The sequence below is a fragment of the Mucilaginibacter defluvii genome, from assembly GCF_039543225.1.
GTDB classification, from domain to species: Bacteria; Bacteroidota; Bacteroidia; order Sphingobacteriales; family Sphingobacteriaceae; genus Mucilaginibacter; species Mucilaginibacter defluvii.
In genome coordinates this window covers 769,366-791,464 of record NZ_BAABJI010000002.1, presented here as the reverse complement: position 1 = coordinate 791,464, position 22,099 = coordinate 769,366, and the positions used below count along the sequence as shown (strand labels likewise).

Sequence of the window (22,099 nt, the reverse complement as noted above, 5' to 3'; positions counted from 1 at the left end):
AAAAGATAAAAGAAATGGCACACAAAAAAGGGGCCGGTAGTTCCAAAAACGGTCGTGAATCGCATAGCAAACGCTTAGGTATCAAAATATTCGGTGGTCAGCCTGCAATTGCTGGTAACATCATCGTTCGTCAGCGTGGTACCCCGCACAACCCAGGTCAAAACGTAGGTATCGGTAAAGATCATACTTTATTCGCACTTGTTGATGGTCAGGTAGTTTTCAAAAAGAAAGCTGATAACCGTTCATACGTATCAGTAATTCCTTTTGAAACTGAAGCCGTAGCTGAAGTAGCTGCACCGGCTCCAAAAGCGAAAGCTGCAAGCAAAGCAAAAACCGCTAAAGTTGAAGAAGCTCCTGTAGCTCCGGCAACTGAAGGTACTGAAGATGCTGCTATAGCTGAGTAATTTCAGTAAATAACATTACCACATAAAAGGCTGCCGCAAGGTGGCCTTTTATGTTTTGCAGAGGATGCTATGACACAGTGCCTTATATAATTATATAGCTATTGTATATCACAATTAATAAGTATATCTTTGCAGCCACAATTAACAAAGTATTTACAGCTTTAATATTATTCAAGCAATGTATTTAAGTAAAGAAGCGAAACAAGAGATTTTCGCAAAACATGGTAAGGGTGCTGCCGATACAGGTTCAGCAGAAGGTCAGGTAGCGTTGTTCACAACACGTATTGCGCACTTAACCGGTCACCTGAAAAAAAACAAAAAGGATTTTGCAACGCAATTATCATTGCAAAAGCTTGTAGGTAAACGCCGTGCCTTATTGGCTTACCTATACAACAAAGATATTGAAAGATACCGTGCTATCATCAAAGCTTTACAGCTAAGGGATATTATCAAGTAATTTTCAACAGTATTTTTAAGAAAGCCGTTCGTCAAATGCGAATGGCTTTTTTACTTTTGTACGCAAGTTTTAAAACACAAACAAAACCGGTGCGCTCCTAAAGATGAAAAGCGCATCTTAATAAACACAAAATGAGTTATAATGCAATTAAAAAAACTTTCGATTTAGGTGACGGCCGCATCGTTGAGATCGAAACAGGAAAACTGGCTAAACAAGCCGATGGCTCTGTGGTAGTAAAACAAGGCGACACCATGTTGCTTGCTACCGTAGTATCATCTCCTGAAGCAAAAGAAGGTGTTGACTTTTTACCGCTTTCGGTTGACTATCAGGAAAAATACGCATCAACTGGCCGTATACCGGGCGGTTTTTTACGCCGTGAGGCACGTTTGTCAGATTACGAGGTTTTGATCTCTCGTTTGGTTGACCGCGCTTTACGTCCGCTTTTTCCGGAGGATTACCATGCCGATACACAGGTAATGATCTCTTTGATTTCGGCAGATAAAAATATTATGCCCGATTGCCTTGCCGGTTTGGCGGCATCAGCGGCATTAGCTGTTTCTGATATTCCGTTCAACGGCCCGATATCAGAGGTTCGTGTAGCTAAAATTGATGGCCAGCTGGTTATAAACCCAACCCTGAGCGATCTGGAACGCGCAACTTTAGAGTTCATCGTAGCCGGATCGGAGTTCGACATCAACATGGTTGAGGGCGAATCAAAAGAGATTCAGGAAGAAGAACTTGTTGAAGCTATTAAGTTCGCTCACGAGGCTATCAAAGTACAGGTTCAGGTTCAGAAAGAGCTTGCTGCCGCGGTTGGTAAAACTGAAAAGCGTATCTACAGCCACGAACACAGCAACGAAGAGCTGAAGAAACAAGTTTACGCCGCTACTTATGATAAAGTTTACGAAGTAGCCAAATCAGGTGCAGGCAAACATGAGCGCCATTTAAAACTGCGCGAGATACGCGATATTTTCATCGCTACTTTAGGTATCGAGATTGACGCGGTTACTGAGAGCCTGATCAAAAAATATTTCCACGATGTAGAGTATGATGCCGTACGTAACCTGATTCTGGATGAGGATCTGCGTTTAGATGGCCGTAACTCAAAACAAATACGCCCGATCTGGAGCGAAGTAGGCTACCTGCCGGCAGCCCACGGTTCAGCGGTATTTACCCGTGGCGAAACCCAGGCGTTAACCACAGTTACCCTGGGTGCTAAGGATGATGAGCAGATGATTGACGGCGCTTTCATCAACGGTTACCAAAAATTCATTTTGCACTATAATTTCCCGGGTTTCTCAACCGGCGAAGTTCGCCCGAACAGGGGAGCCGGCCGTCGTGAGATCGGTCATGGTAACTTGGCAATGCGTTCATTAAAACAAGTATTGCCTGTTGCCGATGAAAATCCTTACACTATCCGTGTAGTATCTGATATCCTGGAGTCAAACGGTTCATCATCAATGGCTACGGTGTGCGCAGGTACTTTGGCATTAATGGATGCCGGTATTAAAATTCAGGCTCCGGTATCCGGTATTGCCATGGGCTTGATCACCAACCCTGAGGGTACTAAATATGCTGTATTATCTGATATCCTTGGCGACGAGGATCACCTGGGTGATATGGACTTTAAGGTAACCGGTACTGAAAATGGTATTGTTGCCTGCCAAATGGACCTGAAGATCAACGGTCTTTCATACGAAGTATTGGCTAAGGCTCTACATCAGGCTAAAGAAGGCCGTTTACAGATCCTGAACGAGATGAAGAAGACCATCGCTGCACCTCGTGAAGATTACAAACCACACGCTCCGCGTATTATCACCATAAAAATCGATAAAGAATTTATTGGTGCGGTTATCGGCCCGGGTGGTAAAATTATTCAGGAAATGCAACGCGAAACCGGTGCAACCATCTCTATCGAAGAAGTTAACAACCAAGGTATCGTACAAATATTTGCTGATAATAAAGCATCTATTGACCAGGCAGTTACCCGTATACGTAATATTGCCGCTAAACCAGAGGTTGGCGAAATTTACGAGGGTAAAGTTAAATCGATCATGCCGTTTGGTGCATTTGTTGAAATAATGCCGGGTAAAGATGGTTTGCTGCACATTTCGGAGATTGACCACAAGCGTTTTGAAACCATGGACGGCATTTTCCAGGTTGGAGATGAAGTGCGTGTTAAACTGCTCGACGTTGATAAACAAGGAAAATTGAAATTATCAAGAAAAGCCCTGTTGCCAAAACCTGAGAAACCTGCGCAGGAAAGCAAATAAATTTATTATAATTGCGTTATAAAACCCTCCCTAAAAGCGAGGGTTTTATTATTTAACAGCCGTTTTATAATTGTGTAACATAATTGATACAATGCCATTGTTCTTAAAACAACAGTAATCATTATTTGTATTGCTTAGGTAATTGATAAGTTATATCCGGTGCTTTAAAAACATGAATTTTACACCCCTTGATCCTTTAGATTTTCTTAGCAAGAACCCGCAGGGGGTTAAGTCAGACGCGCAGGCTGACCTGGTGCAACTGCTGCTTTATGAGATCATTCGGGTAAAGGATATTATTAAGTATTATGAATCTATACCTAACGGAGCAGGACAGTTGGGTGCTTCCATACTGAACGAGCTTGTGTCCGAAGCTTACAGTTCACTTGTTAATTACGACACGGTTTTAATGAAAAAATACTATGACTTATTGCTAAACTGCGATTAAAGCAGAGTCATTTTTTGTGAAATAATACATCAGCGCCACACCAATGCCTATATTTACCGCCATGAAGCCTTTAGTTGCCCCCTCTATTCTCGCGGCGGATTTTGCCAATATGCAGCGCGATATCGAAATGCTTAATAACAGTGAAGCGGATTGGATACATGTTGATGTAATGGACGGCGTTTTCGTTCCGAACATCTCCTTCGGTTTTCCGGTGATCAGCGCGGTTAAAAAATACGCTACTAAACCACTGGACGTACACCTGATGATCGTTGACCCTGACCGTTACCTAAAGGCTTTTAAAGATGCCGGCGCAGATGGTATAATGGTACATTATGAAGCGTGTACCCATTTACACCGCACCATACAGGTTATCAAAGATTTAGGTTGCCGCGCGGGCGTTGCTTTAAATCCGCATACTAACGTGCGCTTGCTTGAGGATGTTATTGCCGATGTTGAACAGGTATGTATCATGTCGGTGAACCCGGGCTTCGGCGGACAGAAATTCATATCCAATACCTATAAAAAAATCAGGGAACTACGCACCCTTGCTGAATTGCATAACCCCAATCTGTTTATTGAAATTGATGGTGGGGTAGATGTAAGCAACGCATCAAAACTTATTGAAGCCGGGGCTAACGTACTGGTAGCCGGCAGTTCAGTATTCTCTGCTGATAATCAGTTAGCAGCCATCTCCGCGTTAAAAAATGCCCAGCCTTTAAAACACGCCTGAGCTTATTGATCTGATTGTTAATAAAGTGTCGCTTTTTTTCAACAAAAAGCAAATAATCTCTATATACTTTGTCAAAATAATTAACTTCGGAGCGTTAATATACTAACTGACCAAAAGTTTTATTAGCGTTTACATTTCAACAAATTATATGAAACATAATTTTGGTGCCGGGCCGGGCATATTACCCCAGGAGGTTTTCAAGCAGGCCGCTCAGGCTGTTATTGATTTTAATGGTACAGGTTTATCAATCCTGGAAATCTCGCACAGGTCAAAAGAGTTTGAAGCTGTTTTGGACGAAGCTGTACGTTTGGTTAAAGAGTTATTCAGCGTTCCCGAAGGTTACTCGGTATTGTTTTTACAGGGCGGTGCAAGCACACAGTTTGCAATGGTGCCTTACAACTTGTTGCCTGACGGAAGTAAAGCCGCATACCTTGAATCAGGCGTGTGGGCTAACAAGGCTTTAAAAGAGGCTAAATACTTTGGAGAAGTATCAATAGTGGCTTCATCTAAAGAGAGTAATTTTACTTTTATCCCTAAGGATTTTGAAATACCTGCTGATGCAGCTTATTTTCATATAACATCAAACAATACCATTTACGGTACGCAGTTGCAAAACTTTTTCTCGTCGCCGGTGCCTGTTGTTTGCGATATGTCGTCAGATATATTCAGCCGCAAGATAAATGTTGCCGATTTCGGTTTGATCTACGCTGGTGCGCAGAAAAATATGGGCCCTGCAGGCGTTACTTTGGTTATTGTTAAGGACGAAATTTTAGGTAAAACTGGTCGTGCTATACCGGCCATGCTCAACTATCAAACGCAAATTGAAGGCGGCTCAATGTACAATACTCCGCCGGTATTCGCCATTTACGTATCCATGCTTACCCTTAACTGGGTTAAGGCAAAGGGTGGTGTTGACGCTATAGAACAGGAAAACCAGGCTAAATCAAAAGCATTATATGCCGAGATTGATCGTAACCCGTTATTTAAAGGTGTGGCCGCTACCGAAGACCGCTCGCACATGAACGTTTGCTTTGTAGCCGAAAATCCGGAGCACGAAAAACCTTTCCTTAAACTGTGCGATGAAAAAGGCATAGTAGGAATAAAAGGACACAGGAGTGTAGGTGGTTTCAGGGCATCAATTTACAATGCGCTGCCAATAACCAGCGTACATGTGCTTATTGAAGCCATGCAGGAGTTTGCCGAAAAAAATAAATAATATAGTCAATGGTCATTGGTCAGTAGTCATTAGACAGAATGATAGTTGAGCAATGACAAATGACATAATTACTAATTACAAAATGAAGATATTAGCTAACGACGGTATCGATCCGGTAGGTAAGCAAATGCTTGAAGAAGCCGGCTTTACCGTTGATACCACCAATATACCGCAGGAAGAATTGCCTGCACGTTTGAACGAATACGACGCCATTACCGTGCGCAGCGCTACAAAAGTACGTAAAGCGCTTATTGATGCCTGTCCTAACATTAAACTGATAGGCCGCGGTGGCGTTGGCGTTGACAACATTGATGTTGACTATGCCAAAGAAAAAGGTGTAGCCGTTTATAATACGCCCGCATCGTCATCATTATCTGTAGCGGAATTGGTGTTCGCACACCTGTATGGTGGCGTACGTTTTTTGTATGATAGCAACCGTAAAATGCCGGTTGAAGGCACTAACAACTTTAACGGACTAAAAAAAGCTTATGCTAAAGGTGTGGAATTGCGTGGCAAAACGTTAGGTATCCTGGGCTTTGGCCGTATCGGTCGTGAAGTGGCCAAAATTGCTATTGGTGTAGGTATGGAAGTTTTAGCTTACGATTTATTCCCATTCAACCCTGAACTGGAGATTGTTTTAGGCGGTGGTACTAAAGTAAATGTTCCGGTAAAGTCTGCTTCAGTTGAAGAAGTGCTTAAACAGTCGGACTTTATCACATTACATACACCTTTTGTTGACAAGGCTTTAATTGGCGAAGCTGAACTGGAAACGCTTAAAAAAGGTGTCGGCCTGATTAACTGCTCCCGTGGCGGCCTGATCGACGAAACCGCTTTAATAGCGGCGCTAGACAGTGGTAAAGTTTCATTCGCGGCATTGGATGTATTCGACAATGAACCAACTCCTCGTCCGGAAATTCTTTCTCACCCTAAAATTACGTTAACTCCGCACATTGGCGCGGCAACTAATGAAGCGCAGGAGCGGATAGGTGTAGAGCTGGCCAGCCTGATCATCGATCATTTCAAGAAGTAATAATTTTTATCCGATTAGATATTCTAAGTCCATGAGCAATAATGCTTATGGACTTTTTTTGTTAGACACTTTCTGATTCTCCCATGAGGGATTACTCTAAAAAAGCAGATTGTCATTTCGAACGAGGTACGAGGAGAAATCTTTTCGCTTAATTATGAACATAGGTAAGTTTCTCCCTGTCGCTTCGAAATGACAAATTGAATATATCGCTCTAGATTATAATAAATAAGCCACACCCTTTTCAGGCACTATAGCTTGGTAACCGGCTTCCTCAATAGCAACAGCTAAAGCATCCATACTCGAAGTTTCACCGTGAACCAGAAATACCTTTTTGAGCTTACCCTTAGCCTGAGATAGTACATTAGCCATCAGGTCATCATGATCTCCGTGTGCGCTTAATACATCGGTTTGCTTGACAGTGGCGTAAACAGCTAAATCGCGGTCTTTAATATGTACAATAGAATCACCCCGCAGCAGGCGGTGGCCTAATGTGCCTTTAGCGCAATAGCCGATGAACAGAATGGTGCAGTAATAATTTTGAATGTTATAAAACAGGTGATCCTGAATGCGGCCGCCTTCCAGCATACCGGCGGAAGATATAATGATGCAGGGCTCAAAGTAATTAGACACCTGCCGGCTATCCTTCAAAGTTTCTACATACGTTAGATTATCAAACTCAAATTCATCGCCCTGCTTATTGTAAAATTCCTGCGCTTCATCATTAACAAGATAATGATATTTGCGAAACACCCGGGTAGCCATGGTAGCCATGGGGCTATCAACAAATACTTTAACCGGCGGCAGTAACCCACTGCTGAATATTTTGTTAAGCGCAAAAACTAACGATTGTGTACGCCCGATGCTGAACGCCGGAATGATCAGTCGGCCCTGCTCTTTTATACAAGCTTTCTCAATAGTTTCTACCAAAGCAGCCTCAACGGTTTTGCCTTTGGTATGATAGCGGCCGCCATAAGTAGCCTCACTTACCAGGTAATCTGCCGGCGGTAAAGGTTCGGGGTCGTTTAATACCGGGTAGTTTTTTCGTCCTATGTCACCGGTAAAAGCGATGGTTTTTTCTTCGCCATTGTCGTTTATTTTTAATACCGCTGCTGCAGCACCAAGCAAATGACCGGCGGGTATAAAAGTAAGCTCCACATCGCCCGTAAGCCTGAACGGTTTATTAAAGCCAATAGTAACAAAACGTTCCATGGTATCCATTACATGCTTTTGCAGATATAAGGGCTGCTGTGCGTTACTGTGTTTGCCACGGTTTCGGCTGTGCTTACGCCCTTTGTGGGCTTTATTCATAAATATGCTAACCGAATCAAGCAGCAGTAATTCAGTCAGGTCAGCAGTGGGGGCGGTGCTTAATATCTGTCCTTCATAACCCAGTCGTACAAGTGTGGGCAGGTTGCCCGAGTGATCAATATGCGCATGGGTAAGTATCACTACGTCAATATCCGCGGGGTTAAAAGGGAAATCTTCGTTGGTGTGCAGCTGTCTATCGCGCTCATAGTCCAAACCACAGTCAACCAGTATTTTATAATTGTTTACCTCGAGTAAATGCATGCTCCCGGTAACCTGGCGGGCTGCGCCATGTATAGTTAATTTCATCAAATATCCTCTGTTTGCAGCCTGTATGGCAGGCACGGTCAGGTAAAACCTTACACTACAGCAAAGTTAACTTAAAACGTTTTGTTTATGGTTTAATAAAATAAATGTTACAGGCGGCTGTTATTCAAACTCAATAATCACGCTGTCGCCCAGGTTAAGGCCTAACAAACCGCTGGCGTTACCTTTGTTTATGGCGATCTCTAAATGATCGCTGATGCCAAACAGGCAAAGCTTTTCACCTTCGGGTACCTCGTTGTAATGCCAGCTCAGGTGGTTAATAGTTTCATTACGTTTAAAATATAACGTAAACCTGCGGCCCTGCTGTATGGTATTGAAAAATTCTTTGGTAATATTGGTAATCACGTTTTGGAAGGAGTCGATATATATTACCGCGCCTTTAATCAGGTTGCGCTCTACTACCGGTTGCAGGTTCATTTTTTTCTCAATACCGCTGATGCGCAAGCCAATTTCGTCAATCCTGCCGCCGTTGGCCAAATGACAGGCTGCCTTAACAAAAATATCAGCCAGCGGGAAGTGCAAAAATTTTAGGTCCTGCATAATGTTGATCTCGTAAACCTCTTCAGGTTCATCATCAAACATTAGGGAGAATATACCGTTATCGGCACCGACAAAAAAATGGTTTTTATAATAGATAGCCAAGTATTTAGTAAAGGAATTGTACACCGTATCAATACCTATCAGGTGTACCGTATTGTCCGGAAAGTAGTGGTAACTGTTCTTTAAAATAAAGGCAGCTTGCTGTATGTTAAAGGTTGATACGCTGTTGGTAATATCAACAATATTTACATCAGGCAACAATTTTAAAATACTGCCCTTGAGTGCTGCAAGGTATATATCCTTATCGCCAAGGTCGGTAGTTAAAGTTATTATTGCCATTAATTATTTAAATATTTATTGCTAATCTTGTACAAGCGATAAGCGCTACAAATATTCAATTTTTAATTCATAAAAATCAGCAACTAAAAATCAATTTTGTATTGAACGAGCTAAAACTATCTATCGAAAACATCAATCCTGCGGTGCTTTGGGGGCCTAATAACGATCATTTTGAGATCATTAAAAAGCAATACCCGAAGTTAAAAATAGTTGCACGGGGCAGTGAGGTAAAGGTATTGGGCGATGAGCATGAACTGTCGGTTTTTAATGAGAAATTCGGGGTTTTGCTTCAGCATGTTGAGAAGTACGACAACTTAAATATAACGGATATAGAGCGCATACTGGGCTCAAAAGTAACGCATACACCAGCGGCTGATAGTCCTGCAGATAAATCTACTACCGGCGAGGTGATTGTTTTTGGCCATAACGGCATTATGGTAAAGGCCCGCACAGCCAACCAGCGCCGTATGGTTGATAGCATCATTAAAAACGATGTGTTGTTTGCCATAGGGCCCGCAGGTACCGGTAAAACCTATACAGCGGTTGCTTTAGCTGTACGGGCGTTAAAGAATAAAGAAATAAAAAGGATCATATTAACCCGGCCGGCAGTTGAGGCAGGGGAGAACCTGGGCTTTCTGCCGGGAGACTTGAAGGAAAAAATTGACCCTTACCTGCGCCCATTGTATGATGCGCTGGATGACATGATTCCACCTGAAAAGCTAAAAACTTACCTGGAGAACCGTACTATCGAGATTGCTCCTTTGGCGTTTATGCGCGGCCGTACGCTCGATAATTGTTTTGTGATATTGGATGAGGCGCAGAACGCTACCGATATGCAGTTGAAGATGTTCTTAACGCGCATGGGGCCAACCGCAAAGTTTATTGTAACCGGCGACGTAACACAGATTGACCTGCCTAAAAAACAACAATCCGGTTTGCATACTGCCTTAAGAATTCTGACGGACATCAAAGGTATCGATATCATATACCTGAGCGGTGAGGACGTGGTGCGCCACAAACTGGTAAAACGCATACTGGAAGCTTACGGGGATATACAGTAATTGAGATTTGAGATGTTAGATTTGAGATATTAGATACCTGTCTAACAATCAAGATAACAATATTTAAGAGTTTGGATTTAGGGTGGTGATCTCACTACTCACATCTCACTACTCACATCTAAAATAATGGACGCAATAAAAGAAACTCATTTTAATTTTGACGGACAAACTGCTTTTTACAAGGGCAAGGTGCGCGATGTGTATACTATAAAAGATAAATACCTGGCCATGGTGGTTACCGACCGCATATCCGCTTTTGATGTGGTGTTGCCGGAGCCAATTCCGTTTAAAGGGCAGGTGCTTAACCAAATAGCCGCTAAATTTTTAAAAGCCACCGAAGATATTGTACATAACTGGGTAATCAGCGTACCTGATCCAAGCGTTACCATAGGTCGTATATGTGAGCCGTTCAAAGTTGAAATGGTAATACGTGGCTATCTGGCTGGCCATGCCTGGCGCGAGTACAGTGCCGGCCGTAAAGAGGTTTGCGGTGTAGCGCTGCCAGAAGGTTTAAAAGAAAATGATAAACTGCCTCAACCTATAATTACCCCTACAACAAAAGCTTCTGTAGGGCATGACGAGGATATATCAAAAGAGCAGATACTTGCCCGGGGCATAGTATCTCCGGAAGATTACGAAAAATTGGAAGCTTACACCCAGGCTTTGTATGCTCGCGGTACCGAAATAGCTGCTGAGCAAGGTTTGATCCTGGTAGATACCAAGTACGAGTTTGGCAAGGCTGATGGGGTAATTTACCTGATTGACGAAATACACACCCCTGACTCTTCCCGCTATTTTTATAGCGAAGGTTACGAGGAGCGTCAGAAAAATAATGAGCCGCAAAAACAGCTTTCAAAAGAATTTGTTAGAAAGTGGCTTATCGAGAACGGATTTCAAGGTAAAGACGGACAGACAGTGCCAGAAATGACTGAAGAAAAAATCCGGTCGATATCTGATCGTTACATCGAGCTTTATGAAAAGATAACAGGAGAGCCTTTTGTACGTTCAGCAAGCGATGATATTTTAAAAAGGGTAGAGGCGAACGTAAAACAAGCGCTGACTGCCTTATAAGTTGTATATATAAAAAATTGCTATATTAGCTTTATATAATTTTAACAATGAAATTTACTGTTGACAAACACGAGAAGTATATATTGGTGAAGCTGAATGAATCAAAGTTAAATTCATTGGTAACTCCTCAACTTAAATCAGAGCTTATCCTGATCAACACCGAAGGCCAGCGCAATATCATTCTTGATCTTTCGCAGGTTAAATTTGCTGATTCATCAGGCCTTAGCAGCTTGCTGGTTGGTCATCGCCTTTGTAAAAATGCAGATGGCGTGTTTATTCTTTGCGGACTGAACGATGCGGTTAACCGTTTGGTAACCATATCGCAATTGGAGAATGTATTAAGCATTGTGCCGACCTGCGAGGAAGCTATCGACCTGATTTTTATGGAAGAGATAGAAAAAGAGCTTAAACGCGAACTAAAGTAGTGCTTTTATTGTTTTCCGGGTATGAAGTTTGAAGTTACTATACTTGGAAGCAGTTCGGCAACACCTATTTACAACCGTAACCCAACCGCCCAGGTACTTAACATTAACGAGCATTTATATATGGTTGACTGCGGCGAAGGCAGTCAGCAGCAAATGATGCGGTTTGAAATTAAAGCAAGCCGCATCGATTGCATTTTTATCAGCCACCTGCATGGCGACCATTACCTTGGTTTGGTTGGCTTGCTTTCCTCGCTGCATCTTAACGGCCGTAAAAAGCCCATGAACTTGTTTGGGCCTGCACCGCTTATCGAGATCATTGAGATGCAGCTTAAATATTCCGAAACTACACTGCAATACCCGCTGATTTTTAAGGCAACCAATGCCGAAAAGCCTGAACAGATATTTGAAAATTACGATTTTACGGTAGAGACCATTCCGCTGCTGCATCGCATAGCCTGTACCGGTTTTATATTCAGGGGGAAGAAGCGTACCCGTAAACTGATAAAGGAGCGTATTGATGAATTGCAGGTGCCGGTGGCTTATTTTAGTGCGATAAAGGCAGGACGTGATTATACTGCGCCGGATGGTACGGTGTATGCCAATGACAGCCTAACGATACCGCCGCCTGAGCCCAAGACCTATGCCTATTGTTCGGACACGCTTTACAGTGCACATTACTTTGAGCAAATTAAAGGGGCAACGTTGCTTTACCACGAGGCAACCTTTATGCATGACATGATTGAGCGAGCCCGAGATACCTATCATACCACCGCCTTACAAGCTGCCGACGTAGCAATAAAGACCGGAGCGGAACGGTTGCTTATCGGGCATTTCTCGGCACGCTATAAAACATTGAATGATCTGCTCGACGAAGCGCGGACTGTATTCCCGGAAACAGAACTGGCAACGGAAGGGAAGACGTTTATTATTGACGAATAGGCTTGCTTTAAACGGCCCGTTTCCGCATTATATCAGCAATTATCATTTCGGCGTGTACACGCGAGTTTTCAATAAACCATAAATGAGTGTCTAACCCACCGCAAACTACACCGGCAAGGTACATGCCCGGTTGGTTTGTCTCCATGGTTTCCTGATTATAATGCGGGATAAATTTGTCTTCAGTCAGTTCGATGCCTAATTTTTTAAGGAAGTTAAAATTGGGCTTATAGCCGGTCATTGCCATAACAAAATCATTCGGGATGGTTACAATACCGTCCGGAGTTTTGATATCCGCCTCATGCTCCCTTACCGCAGCTAATTCAGAGTTAAAGTAAGCTTTAATGCTGCCTTCCTCAATACGGTTGATGATATCCGGCCTTACCCAATATTTTACCCGGCTGCTTACTTCGCTGCCCCGAACTACTAAAGTAACCTCAGCACCCTTGCGATAGGTCTCCAAAGCCACATCAATGGCCGAATTGCTCGCGCCAACCACTATCACTTTTTGCATGGCGTAGTAATGTGGATCTTTATAATAGTGTTTTACTTTGGGCAGGTCTTCGCCCGGGATGTTTAGGTTTACTGCTATATCATAAAATCCGGTAGCAAGCACTACGTACTTAGCCTGATACGCCGCCTTGCAGGTGGTTATGTTATAATAATCTCTATTACGGCTTACCTCCTTAACTTCCTCAAATAAATTTATGGGCAACTGGTTTGATAACGCTACCCGGCGATAATATTCCAGCGCCTCCGTGCGGTTAGGTTTGTTATTGATGGTAACGAAAGGTATGCCGCCAATTTCCAACCTATCCGAAGTAGAGAAGAAAGTCATGGTGTAAGGATAATTGTACAACGAATTTACAAGGCAGCCTTTTTCAATGATTTTGAATGACAGGCCAGCCTTTTGAGCCTCTAAACCACACGCCAGCCCGATAGGGCCGCCACCGATAATTAACAGATCAAGCATCAGGTAAAATATATGTTGCTAATATAAATAATAGGAGGAGCTAACTGCTATATATTGATGGTTACTTACGTATAAGTGACCAAAAAACAACGGCCATAAAACAAAAAAGCCATCTATAAGATGGCTTTTAGTATACTTTAGCTTTGATAATTATTTACCTGCTGCCTTAGCATGGTCAGCCAGGAATTGAGCAAGGCCGTTATCTGTAAGCGGGTGTTTCAATAATGAAGCAATAGCGCTTAGTGGAGCGGTAATTACATCAGCACCAATTTTAGCGCATTGAATAATGTGCATAGCATGGCGTACTGATGCTGCTAATATTTGCGTTTCGTAACCGTAGTTGTCATAAATTAAACGGATATCCTCAATCAGTTGCATACCGTCAGTTGATACATCATCTAAACGGCCAACAAAAGGAGATACGTAAGTAGCGCCTGCCTTAGCAGCTAATAAAGCCTGACCGGCAGAAAATACCAAAGTACAATTAGTACGGATGCCTTTTGAGGTAAAGTATTTTATAGCTTTTACGCCATCCTTAATCATCGGTACTTTTACTACGATTTGCTCGTGCAGTTTAGCAAGGGCTTCGCCTTCAGCTACCATCTCGTCAAAAGTGGTTGAAATAACCTCGGCGCTTACATCGCCATCAGTAATTTCGCATATTGCTTTATAGTGGTTAATTACATTTTCCTGGCCGGTAATACCTTCTTTAGCCATTAGTGATGGGTTGGTAGTAACGCCATCTAAAACACCCATTTCGTGTGCTTCCTTGATTTGTGCAAGATTTGCAGTATCAATAAAAAATTTCATTTTATATGATGATTTTGTTGAATAACAAAACAAAGTAATTACCCGCGCAGGTTATCGGACGGCTCAGGTAATGCAGGTCGAGTTAAAAAAAATGGGTAAGCTACTTTTATCGCACCGCTACAACCCTCTACCCTTGCTGCGTTCCCACCCTGGGGGAGTTCAAGAGGAGCTGGTCGTAAAAGACTTACCCACCGCAAATATAGCAAACATTTTGTCTTCAGCGTAAAAAATAGTGTTTGTGTATTTAACACACTTATAATCAGTCAGAATAATTATCGAGGGTGCTAAACTTTAGCTAAAAAAACTGTTATTAAATGGTAGTAAACGGTGTTGCTGCCAGTTTTGGTGCGGCTCAAAAGTGTCCCTTTTAAGTATGGTTAATCCATCAATCTTAAACACATCATGATATTGTGCCTTAGCGAAATGGGGCCATAACTGCTCAAATTGATGACCCGGTATATTGCGCACAATCGTAATGTGTGGCGTAATGCTCATTTTCAAGTTCATTTTTAATAGTAAAAGCTTGAACCATCTTTTTACAGCGTCGGTTTGCTCAATACGTGCGTAAATGGTCAATCCTTTATCTCCATGTTTAAAAAAGTCAAACCCTTTTATGTGTAATACGATAGGCGGTATGGTACTTAATTTTTGCGCCATGCGCTGTAACGATGGTTCTATGATGAATGTCTTTTGACGGTCGGCTCCGCAAATACTGATATGCGCTTTCGAATGCATGCTATCAAAATTACCGATATGCTTAGCCGAGGCCAGTTTATATCTTTTGATCTCTGTGTTCACTTGTTCGGGTGGTGCTAAAAGCATCATATAATCGGCGTAATGCATAAGTATGATTTGATTCTTACCTCGCAATATTTGCTAATATTTTTAGTATTTGCAAATTATTTATGATATTTGTGCTATGTCCAACAAGCGGTACATAGTGCATATTGATCTTGATTCGTTCTTCGTTTCAGTGGAGCGTAAGTTCAATCCTGAGCTTATTGGTAAGCCGGTGCTCATAGGCGGCTCGGCAGACAGGGGAGTTGTAGCATCATGTAGTTATGAGGCACGTAAGTATGGCATTCATTCGGCTATGCCTACACGGCAGGCTTTGAAGCTTTGCCCGCATGCCATTGTTATTCACGGTACGCACGGTCGTTATTCAGAGGCATCGCGGGAGGTTACAGAGATCATTGACAACGCGATTCCGCTTTATCAAAAAACTTCTGTCGACGAATTTTATATTGATCTCACAGGTATGGATCGTTTTTATGATCCGTATCAGATAGCGTCAGATCTACGGCAAAAAATAATGCGTGACACAGGTTTACCCATATCCTTCGGCATGGCATCCAGTAAAACCGTAGCCAAAATGGCTACCAACCAAGCCAAACCCAACGGGCAACTCCTGGTACCGCACGGTGGCGAAATGGCCTTTTTGGCACCGTTACCCATCAGTAAAATACCGATGCTTGGCGAGAGTACCTGTAAAAAGCTTTACGAATATGGTATCGAAAAAATTGGTGATCTGCAAAAAGTAGAATTACGCTTTTTACAAACGGTATTTGGTAAGGCGGGCTTGTTTATTTGGGAGAAAGCAAGAGGTATTGATCACAGCGAAATTGTACCGCATTCAGACAGAAAGTCAATTTCAAGCGAACATACTTTTCACAACGACGTTGCCGACCGGCGTACCCTGGAAACGATTTTAGTAAGCATGACCGAAGAGCTATCGTACAAACTCCGGAAGGAAGATAAACTTGCTTCGTGCCTTGCAGTAAAAGTGCGTTACTCGAATTTTGAAACACATACCTTACAACAAAAAATACCGCTTACCGCGGCAGAACATATATTAATTCCCGGCATTAAAAATCTACTTAAAAAAGCCTGGAACGGGCATAGACCGGTAAGATTGATTGGTGTTAGATTGAGCAACCTGGCAACGGGCCGCTATCAGATCAACCTGTTTGAGGATAACGAGGAACGGATTCGACTGTACCAGGCCATGGATAGCATCAACTTTAAGTTTGGCGATAAAACCGTTTGCCGTGCCGCCGGCATGGAGATAGGAACGCGCAACTTTAATCCGTTTTTAAAAGGATAATAAACACACAAGGCTGCTAATTAGCAGCCTTGTGTGTTTATTATGGTTTATCTATTATCATTTATAAACCTCAACCCATTGCCCTTTTATTAAAGCGTTTATGGATGAGTTGTACATCGCCTCGCAGTAAGTGGCAGGCAGGTAATATTTACCCGCGTAAGCTGCGTTCAGCATTACGTAGTAAGTTACTTCCTGGCCTTCGGCTAAGCCAAAGTAGGTGTTTACCCTGTCGTCGCGAATGTCACGATAATCAGATGGGGATGATTTAAACGCTTCATCGTTATTCAGCATCCTGCTGTTTAAAATTTCCCATCCCGAAGGGAATATCTGCGTTAATGCAAGGTTGTCATAACGGCCTTGTTTACCGGGGTTACGCAAAGTTACCTGTGAAACAAAGTCAGTACCCTGTTTAAGTTTCGACGGATCAACAGGTTTACCGCCAAGTGTAAAGTAAGCTATCCGCATGTTGAGCACATCCGGGTTGACGTAGGTTACCACGTTATCTGCCGATGATGGCTGCCCTTTTTGTATTAAACGAACATAAAGCTTGTTAGTGCCGTTGTTCTTTACAAAAACCTTACCGCCGTTTGGTGCGGCATCGCCCTGCCATATATATGAGTTGGCATTAATAGTACCTTTACCGGCTGCTTGGTAAGCGAAAGCCATTTTACCGCCATTTTTGTTTACGCCGCAATATTGCGCTATTGCGATTAGGGAGTAGGCGGTGGTTTGCGTACTATACCAGCTATCCTGCGATAGACGGGCAGCTACAGTGCGCATTACTCCGGATGCGCGTTGTTGCTGGCCCAACAAGGTCAAGGTCTCCAGTATCATAGCCTGATCGCGCAGATCAGAACCATAGGTGCCAAACATTGAAGTGTAAGGTTTTATTGTGGTTGGCAATCCCTTGATCAGGTTCAAAGCTACTTCAGTTTGGCCGGCCAGCTTATAAGCCGCTGCCAGGCGCCATTTGGCCTCTACGCTGATGTATTGGAACTCACGTAAGCGGTTCATGGCACCTAATTCAGGTGAACGAGCCAAGGCAAGCAAGTATAAACGATAGGCTTGTACCAGATCGGCACCGTAAAAACTGCGCGTGTCCGGCGCCCAGGCAAGTGCCCTTTGCTTTTGGAATCTCTTCCATTGCTCTATAAATCCAACAGGTAGCGCATATCCTTTAGCCTGGGCAGCAAGCATGAAATGACCGGCGTAGTTGGTTCCCCAGTCATCAGCCTCGCCGTACCCCGGCCAATAGCTTAATCCACCGTTATTTATCCTGAAGCCATTGAGCCTGCTTATGCCCGATTTGATGTTTCGATCAACCTCAGCCTTCTGGCGATCTGTTAAATCCTGCAGTTGACTTAAATACAGCTGCGGGAACACCGCTGATGTGGTTTGTTCAACACAACCATGCGGATATTGTATCAAATAACTTAACCGTTTTGACAGGTTAAGCGCTGGTATGGCCGAAACTTCGAGTGTCGCTTTATTAGTACCTGCCATGCCCAAGGCCGCGTAAGGCGCAGCCCATGATTTACCCGGCGCTAACTCCGCTTCCATAATTTTAGTAACCGGCGGATTAGGATTACGCACATTTAATTCAACATCATAGGCCGCTGTTTCACTTCCGCTTTTAGCTATGATCCTTACTTTGCCTACGCCTACAAAGTCTTTAACATTCAGGTTAAAGGTGACTAACTGATCGCCTATTTTGGTGAAGGTGAGGTTACGCGTGTTGTTGCTGCCAAGGTTACTAAACGCGTTAGACTGTACCTGAACGCTCACGTTCTTGATGTTCTTCTCCAGGGCAAATACCGTAACCGGCAACTGTATTTGTTCTTGCGGCGCTAATACGCGGGGCAGGGTAGCCATAATCATTAACGGTTTTTTAACCGCAACCGCTTTTTCGGCAAAACCATAACCGCCCGCATGACCGGCAATTACCATCGCGCGTACAGAGCCTATGTATTGCGGAAGCGTGAAGCGCTGTGTTTGTTTTTCGCCTGCATTTAAATGGAATGGGCCGAGAAATTTTACCACCGGCTTAAAGCGGTTTACCGATACATTTTTATTTACGGAACCGGTGCCGTCACCACCAATGCTGAGTATACGTTCGAGGCCACCGCCAAAAGCGCCTATCACATAATCGAACAGATCCCATGTTTTTACACCTAATGCCTCTTTAGCATAAAATGCGCTATGCGGATCAGGGGTTTTAAAGCCCGTAATATCCAGCAAGCCTTCATCTACAATGGCTACCGTGTAGGTCATTTCCTTACCCGACGCTTCGGATACAGTAATGGCCGATTGTGTCTCCGGCCGTATCTTATCAGGCATCGAGATCAGCGGTTTCAGTATCGTTTCCGGATCCTCAACCTGCAAGCCTATAGCGCCATACATGCGGATAGGTAGATCATTAATGGTTTGCGCATGGCGCTGAAGCAGGGTAACGTTCACAAAAACGTTAGGCGCCATACTTTCGTCAACCTTAAAGCTGTAGCGGGTTTGCCCTTTTTTAGTATCAATCCAAACCGTTTTAAGCACTTTGCTGCCATTTTCAAAACTGATAAGCGCGCGGCCATCATTGCTGGTTGGTATCGTCAGCGTTGCATCTTCGCCAACTTTGTAACTTGCTTTATCAGAGGTAAAAGATAGCATTGCCGCTTCCGTAGGGTTATCCTGCTGTAACCGTTCCGACCAGTTTGGCCAGTCCACATAAATTATTTTACCTGTTGAATGGCCGGTTTGCGGGTCCTTTACCTTGATCAGGTAACGTCCCCAATCTGCTTGCGCAACACGCATCATCCATTTACCCCGGCCGTTATTCAGGTTAACAGTTTCTGTTTTTATCAGCTTATTATACCTGTCCTGCGTAAAATTGCTTAACTCGTCGCCGGTGTCATCCCACCACCAGCGCCATTGAATTTTGTATAGTTCAACTTCGACAGAACGGCTGCCTGGTAATAGTTTACCTTTAGTGTCTACGTCGGCAATGTCAATCACATGATCTTTACCGGTAACCAGCATGCCCGAAAGCTCGCTGCCTTTTGGTGTTTTAATACCTACGTAGGCCGGATAAACGTTGTAAGGCAAAGCCACCTGATTAATGCTGAAGTTGCCACCCGGCTCAAACACCTTTACTACAAAGTTTGCCCTTAAACGGCCCGGTGCCTGGCGTTCTACATTAATGTCTGCACTTACCGGTGTTGTGCCGTTGGCGTTTAAGCGGCCATCAAACACGGTTTGCGTTTGCGTATTAAAGGCAAGGGTAGGGTCATCAAACACATAATCGTCAAAACCTTTAAATGTGGTTGTTTGAGCCGAAAGGAAGGCATCCACCTTAGCTTTTAAGTTTTGTGCCGCGCCGCCAAATAACCATTGTGCAGATAAGGTGCCATTTTCACCCGCGCCTTTAGTTAATTCCTCTGCACCGCCGAATGACAGGTTCAGTTTAAGCCTGTTTGGCATTATGGTTTCCACTTTGATGTTCTTCTCGAACACCGCGCCCCCAACTTTAACACGCGCCAGCCAGTTACCTGTAGGTGAAGATGTTTCGGTAGCGGTATGGAAGCTGTAAAAACCATCAATGGATTTGTTTTGCGTAATACGCTTATAAACCTGACCCTGTGGATTGTAAAGTTCAAATTCTACCGGATGATCGGGTGGGAGCGTTTTCAGTTTGTCCTCTAAAACAAAGGTGAGATAAATGTTATCACCCGGACGCCATACACCTCGTTCACCGTAAATGAAGCCCTTTAACCCTTTTTGTACCTGCTCACCGCTAACGTCAAAGCGAGTGAGTGGGAGCGAGCTGCCGTCATCAAGTTTTAGGTAGCCTCGTTCGTTGTTGTATTTGGCCAGCAACAGATATGGTTTTCGTTTCAAATCAAACTTGGCAAGGCCTTCACCATCTGAAGTGGTATTGAATATAACCTGTTTCTGGTAATCGAGTAATTGCAATTCGACACCGCTCATAGGTTGTGCCGTAAGTAAGTTGGTTACGGCAATCAGCATGCTGTTATCACTACCACGCTTGGCTATTAAACCAATGTTTGAGGCCATGATATTGCGCGTGGCCCAGCGCTGCTTGGTAAAGTAGGAGTTAGTACACGGATCGTTACGCTCATCCCAGCGGTAATCATCAGGGTAGTAGTTATCATAACGCTGCCAAAAATCGTCATCTTCATCGTTTACCTTCCCTGTATTGTTGCTATAATCATAATCGCCGCCGTAATCATCGTCCTCGTTGTTCACGTTAGCCGGAGACCCGGCGCGGCAGTTGTATAGTGAGTACTCTTTTCTGAAGCCGATCACCACACGGTAAATCGCCCCCGGTTCGGTACGTAAAAGCTGGTCGATGTCCAGCATAAAGCGGTTCTTTTTGCCAAGGTTCAGCCCTTTATCCGTATCCAGCCGGATGGTTTTTTGCACTACCGGTTTACCCACCTGGCGTAGCTCGGCACCGCCGTCAAAGCCATTGTTCTGAAAATATTGCGGCACATTATTTTCGTAGACCTTGATAATCGTAACATCCACCGCGTTAAGGTTTACGGCTTCAAAAGGCATCATCAGGTGGCCCGAATCAGGCAGAATAACACCTTTACCCGGTATGGTTACAGCCGGCAACCGGTTCTCAAAGAAAATATTTGCAGTATATGGTTTGGTAAGTTTTTTATTAGAGATGTTTTCGATACCCGGGTTAACCGTAACGGTATAGTTTCCTTCCAGCCTTTCGGGGGCATATACTTTTACTACGCTGCCGTCAATGGTATAAGCAGCGTCGCCAATGTTGTTAATGCTGATGAGGCCGTTAAGCTCCTGGCCAACCATTATCGCGTCCGAAAATTGAACTTCGGCATACTCGTCGGTATTTTGTACGGCACGCACGGCCAATACCCTGAAATCGCCAATGGCGGGTACCACAAATTCCTGGCTTCCGTTTTTCTCCACATCGAGACTACTGCCGTTCCATTCCACGGTTAACGGTGTAGCGCCGTTTGCTGCACGGGCGAGATTATTTACCGTGAAAGTATGTGTTTTAGTTGCCGCGTTATGCTGCCAGCTTACTTTGGCTGATGTAGAATAGTTTACGGCTAATATTTTTTCAACCGCTTTATCATCTTCGATATCGGCGGTTTGAATGCATCCGCCAAGTTTCATCTTATCAATCGAGGTATTTGTAGCTGTACGCAGCCCGGTAAAGCTTACCGTGAAATCGGGCTTGATAATCTGAAAATCAAAACTAAAGTGTTGATAGTCTTTAGGCACATCAACAACTTTGCTAAGATCAAAATCGGCAGAATAGTTTTCGCCGGGTTCTAAAGACTCGTCAGGTGTAAATTCTATGGTACGTGCGTCAATCCAGCGGGCTTTACCTTTAACAGAAGGTGAGAATTCAAACAAGCCGTTATCAAGCTCGCCATCCTGCTGATGTGCCACCTGTACCTCGCCGGATAGTTTGATGCGAACAGTGCCTTTTTTTGATATAATGCCCGTAGTATAGGCCTCAATATATTTACTGAAAACCGGATCAACCGGCGGGCGCTTAGGCCTGTGAATAAAAAAAAAGCTGACGATGAATATCAATAATACAGCTACCCCGATTGTGGCTAATCGCTTCGGGTGATTAAACAAACTGTTCTCGCCTGGCATA

18 protein-coding genes and 1 other RNA gene are annotated in these 22,099 nt (G+C 43.7%); 12 read left to right on the top strand and 7 right to left on the bottom strand.

Annotated elements, in window-relative coordinates; genetic code table 11:
• Positions 1-14: 14 nt before the first annotated feature.
• From rpmA to ABD960_RS09700, 7 genes are all read left to right on the top strand, one after another.
• Positions 15-404, top strand: a complete 390-nt coding sequence (gene rpmA, locus ABD960_RS09730) for a 50S ribosomal protein L27 (protein WP_345330957.1) — start codon at positions 15-17, stop codon at positions 402-404.
• Positions 405-582: 178 nt separating this feature from the next.
• Entirely contained in the window at positions 583-861 is a 279-nt protein-coding gene (gene rpsO, locus ABD960_RS09725) for a 30S ribosomal protein S15 (protein WP_232175990.1), read from the top strand.
• 131 nt (positions 862-992) lie between these two features.
• On the top strand, positions 993-3,134 hold the full coding sequence (gene pnp, locus ABD960_RS09720; protein ID WP_345330956.1) for a polyribonucleotide nucleotidyltransferase: 2,142 nt from the start codon (positions 993-995) through the stop codon (positions 3,132-3,134).
• 172 nt (positions 3,135-3,306) lie between these two features.
• Positions 3,307-3,579 carry a hypothetical protein gene (locus ABD960_RS09715; protein ID WP_345330955.1) on the top strand — a complete coding sequence of 91 codons (273 nt, stop codon included), beginning with the start codon at positions 3,307-3,309 and terminating at the stop codon, positions 3,577-3,579.
• 61 nt (positions 3,580-3,640) lie between these two features.
• Positions 3,641-4,309 carry a ribulose-phosphate 3-epimerase gene (gene rpe, locus ABD960_RS09710; RefSeq protein ID WP_345330954.1) on the top strand — a complete coding sequence of 223 codons (669 nt, stop codon included), beginning with the start codon at positions 3,641-3,643 and terminating at the stop codon, positions 4,307-4,309.
• A gap of 148 nt (positions 4,310-4,457) precedes the next feature.
• On the top strand, positions 4,458-5,525 hold the full coding sequence (gene serC, locus ABD960_RS09705) for a 3-phosphoserine/phosphohydroxythreonine transaminase (RefSeq protein WP_345330953.1): 1,068 nt from the start codon (positions 4,458-4,460) through the stop codon (positions 5,523-5,525).
• A gap of 82 nt (positions 5,526-5,607) precedes the next feature.
• Positions 5,608-6,555, top strand: a complete 948-nt coding sequence (locus ABD960_RS09700; protein ID WP_345332808.1) for a D-2-hydroxyacid dehydrogenase — start codon at positions 5,608-5,610, stop codon at positions 6,553-6,555.
• A 216-nt stretch (positions 6,556-6,771) separates the two neighbouring features.
• On the opposite strand, the gene ABD960_RS09695 is transcribed toward ABD960_RS09700, so the two are convergent.
• Together ABD960_RS09695 and ABD960_RS09690 are read right to left on the bottom strand one after the other, a co-directional pair.
• A complete protein-coding gene (locus ABD960_RS09695; RefSeq protein WP_345330952.1) occupies positions 6,772-8,169 on the bottom strand; it encodes an MBL fold metallo-hydrolase in 1,398 nt (465 codons plus the stop codon).
• Positions 8,170-8,289: 120 nt separating this feature from the next.
• Positions 8,290-9,066, bottom strand: coding sequence for an SAM hydrolase/SAM-dependent halogenase family protein (locus tag ABD960_RS09690; protein ID WP_345330951.1), 777 nt, complete (start codon positions 9,064-9,066; stop codon positions 8,290-8,292).
• Between the two features lie 101 nt (positions 9,067-9,167).
• On the opposite strand from ABD960_RS09690, the gene ABD960_RS09685 reads away from it, so the two are divergent.
• The 4 genes from ABD960_RS09685 to ABD960_RS09670 all read left to right on the top strand — a co-directional run bounded on the left by ABD960_RS09685 (position 9,168) and on the right by ABD960_RS09670 (position 12,562).
• On the top strand, positions 9,168-10,127 hold the full coding sequence (locus ABD960_RS09685; protein WP_345330950.1) for a PhoH family protein: 960 nt from the start codon (positions 9,168-9,170) through the stop codon (positions 10,125-10,127).
• Positions 10,128-10,253: 126 nt separating this feature from the next.
• Entirely contained in the window at positions 10,254-11,198 is a 945-nt protein-coding gene (locus ABD960_RS09680; RefSeq protein ID WP_345330949.1) for a phosphoribosylaminoimidazolesuccinocarboxamide synthase, read from the top strand.
• A 47-nt stretch (positions 11,199-11,245) separates the two neighbouring features.
• Positions 11,246-11,623 (top strand): STAS domain-containing protein, encoded by a 378-nt coding sequence (locus ABD960_RS09675; protein WP_345330948.1) that lies wholly within the window; start codon positions 11,246-11,248, stop codon positions 11,621-11,623.
• Positions 11,624-11,644: 21 nt separating this feature from the next.
• A complete protein-coding gene (locus ABD960_RS09670; protein ID WP_345330947.1) occupies positions 11,645-12,562 on the top strand; it encodes a ribonuclease Z in 918 nt (305 codons plus the stop codon).
• 7 nt (positions 12,563-12,569) lie between these two features.
• Here the strand turns inward: ABD960_RS09670 and ABD960_RS09665 are convergent, their stop codons facing one another.
• The 4 genes from ABD960_RS09665 to ABD960_RS09650 form a co-directional block, all read right to left on the bottom strand.
• Positions 12,570-13,532 carry a YpdA family putative bacillithiol disulfide reductase gene (locus ABD960_RS09665; protein WP_345330946.1) on the bottom strand — a complete coding sequence of 321 codons (963 nt, stop codon included), beginning with the start codon at positions 13,530-13,532 and terminating at the stop codon, positions 12,570-12,572.
• Between the two features lie 150 nt (positions 13,533-13,682).
• Positions 13,683-14,342 carry a fructose-6-phosphate aldolase gene (gene fsa, locus ABD960_RS09660; protein ID WP_232175966.1) on the bottom strand — a complete coding sequence of 220 codons (660 nt, stop codon included), beginning with the start codon at positions 14,340-14,342 and terminating at the stop codon, positions 13,683-13,685.
• A 90-nt stretch (positions 14,343-14,432) separates the two neighbouring features.
• An RNA gene (gene ffs / locus ABD960_RS09655) (signal recognition particle sRNA small type) lies at positions 14,433-14,532 on the bottom strand.
• A gap of 101 nt (positions 14,533-14,633) precedes the next feature.
• Positions 14,634-15,185: a 2'-5' RNA ligase family protein gene (locus ABD960_RS09650; protein WP_345330945.1), complete on the bottom strand. Its 552-nt coding sequence runs from the start codon at positions 15,183-15,185 to the stop codon at positions 14,634-14,636.
• A gap of 76 nt (positions 15,186-15,261) precedes the next feature.
• On the opposite strand from ABD960_RS09650, the gene dinB reads away from it, so the two are divergent.
• On the top strand, positions 15,262-16,446 hold the full coding sequence (gene dinB, locus ABD960_RS09645; RefSeq protein WP_345330944.1) for a DNA polymerase IV: 1,185 nt from the start codon (positions 15,262-15,264) through the stop codon (positions 16,444-16,446).
• Positions 16,447-16,503: 57 nt separating this feature from the next.
• Here the strand turns inward: dinB and ABD960_RS09640 are convergent, their stop codons facing one another.
• Entirely contained in the window at positions 16,504-22,098 is a 5,595-nt protein-coding gene (locus tag ABD960_RS09640) for an alpha-2-macroglobulin family protein (RefSeq protein ID WP_345330943.1), read from the bottom strand.
• Position 22,099 lies beyond the last annotated feature (1 nt).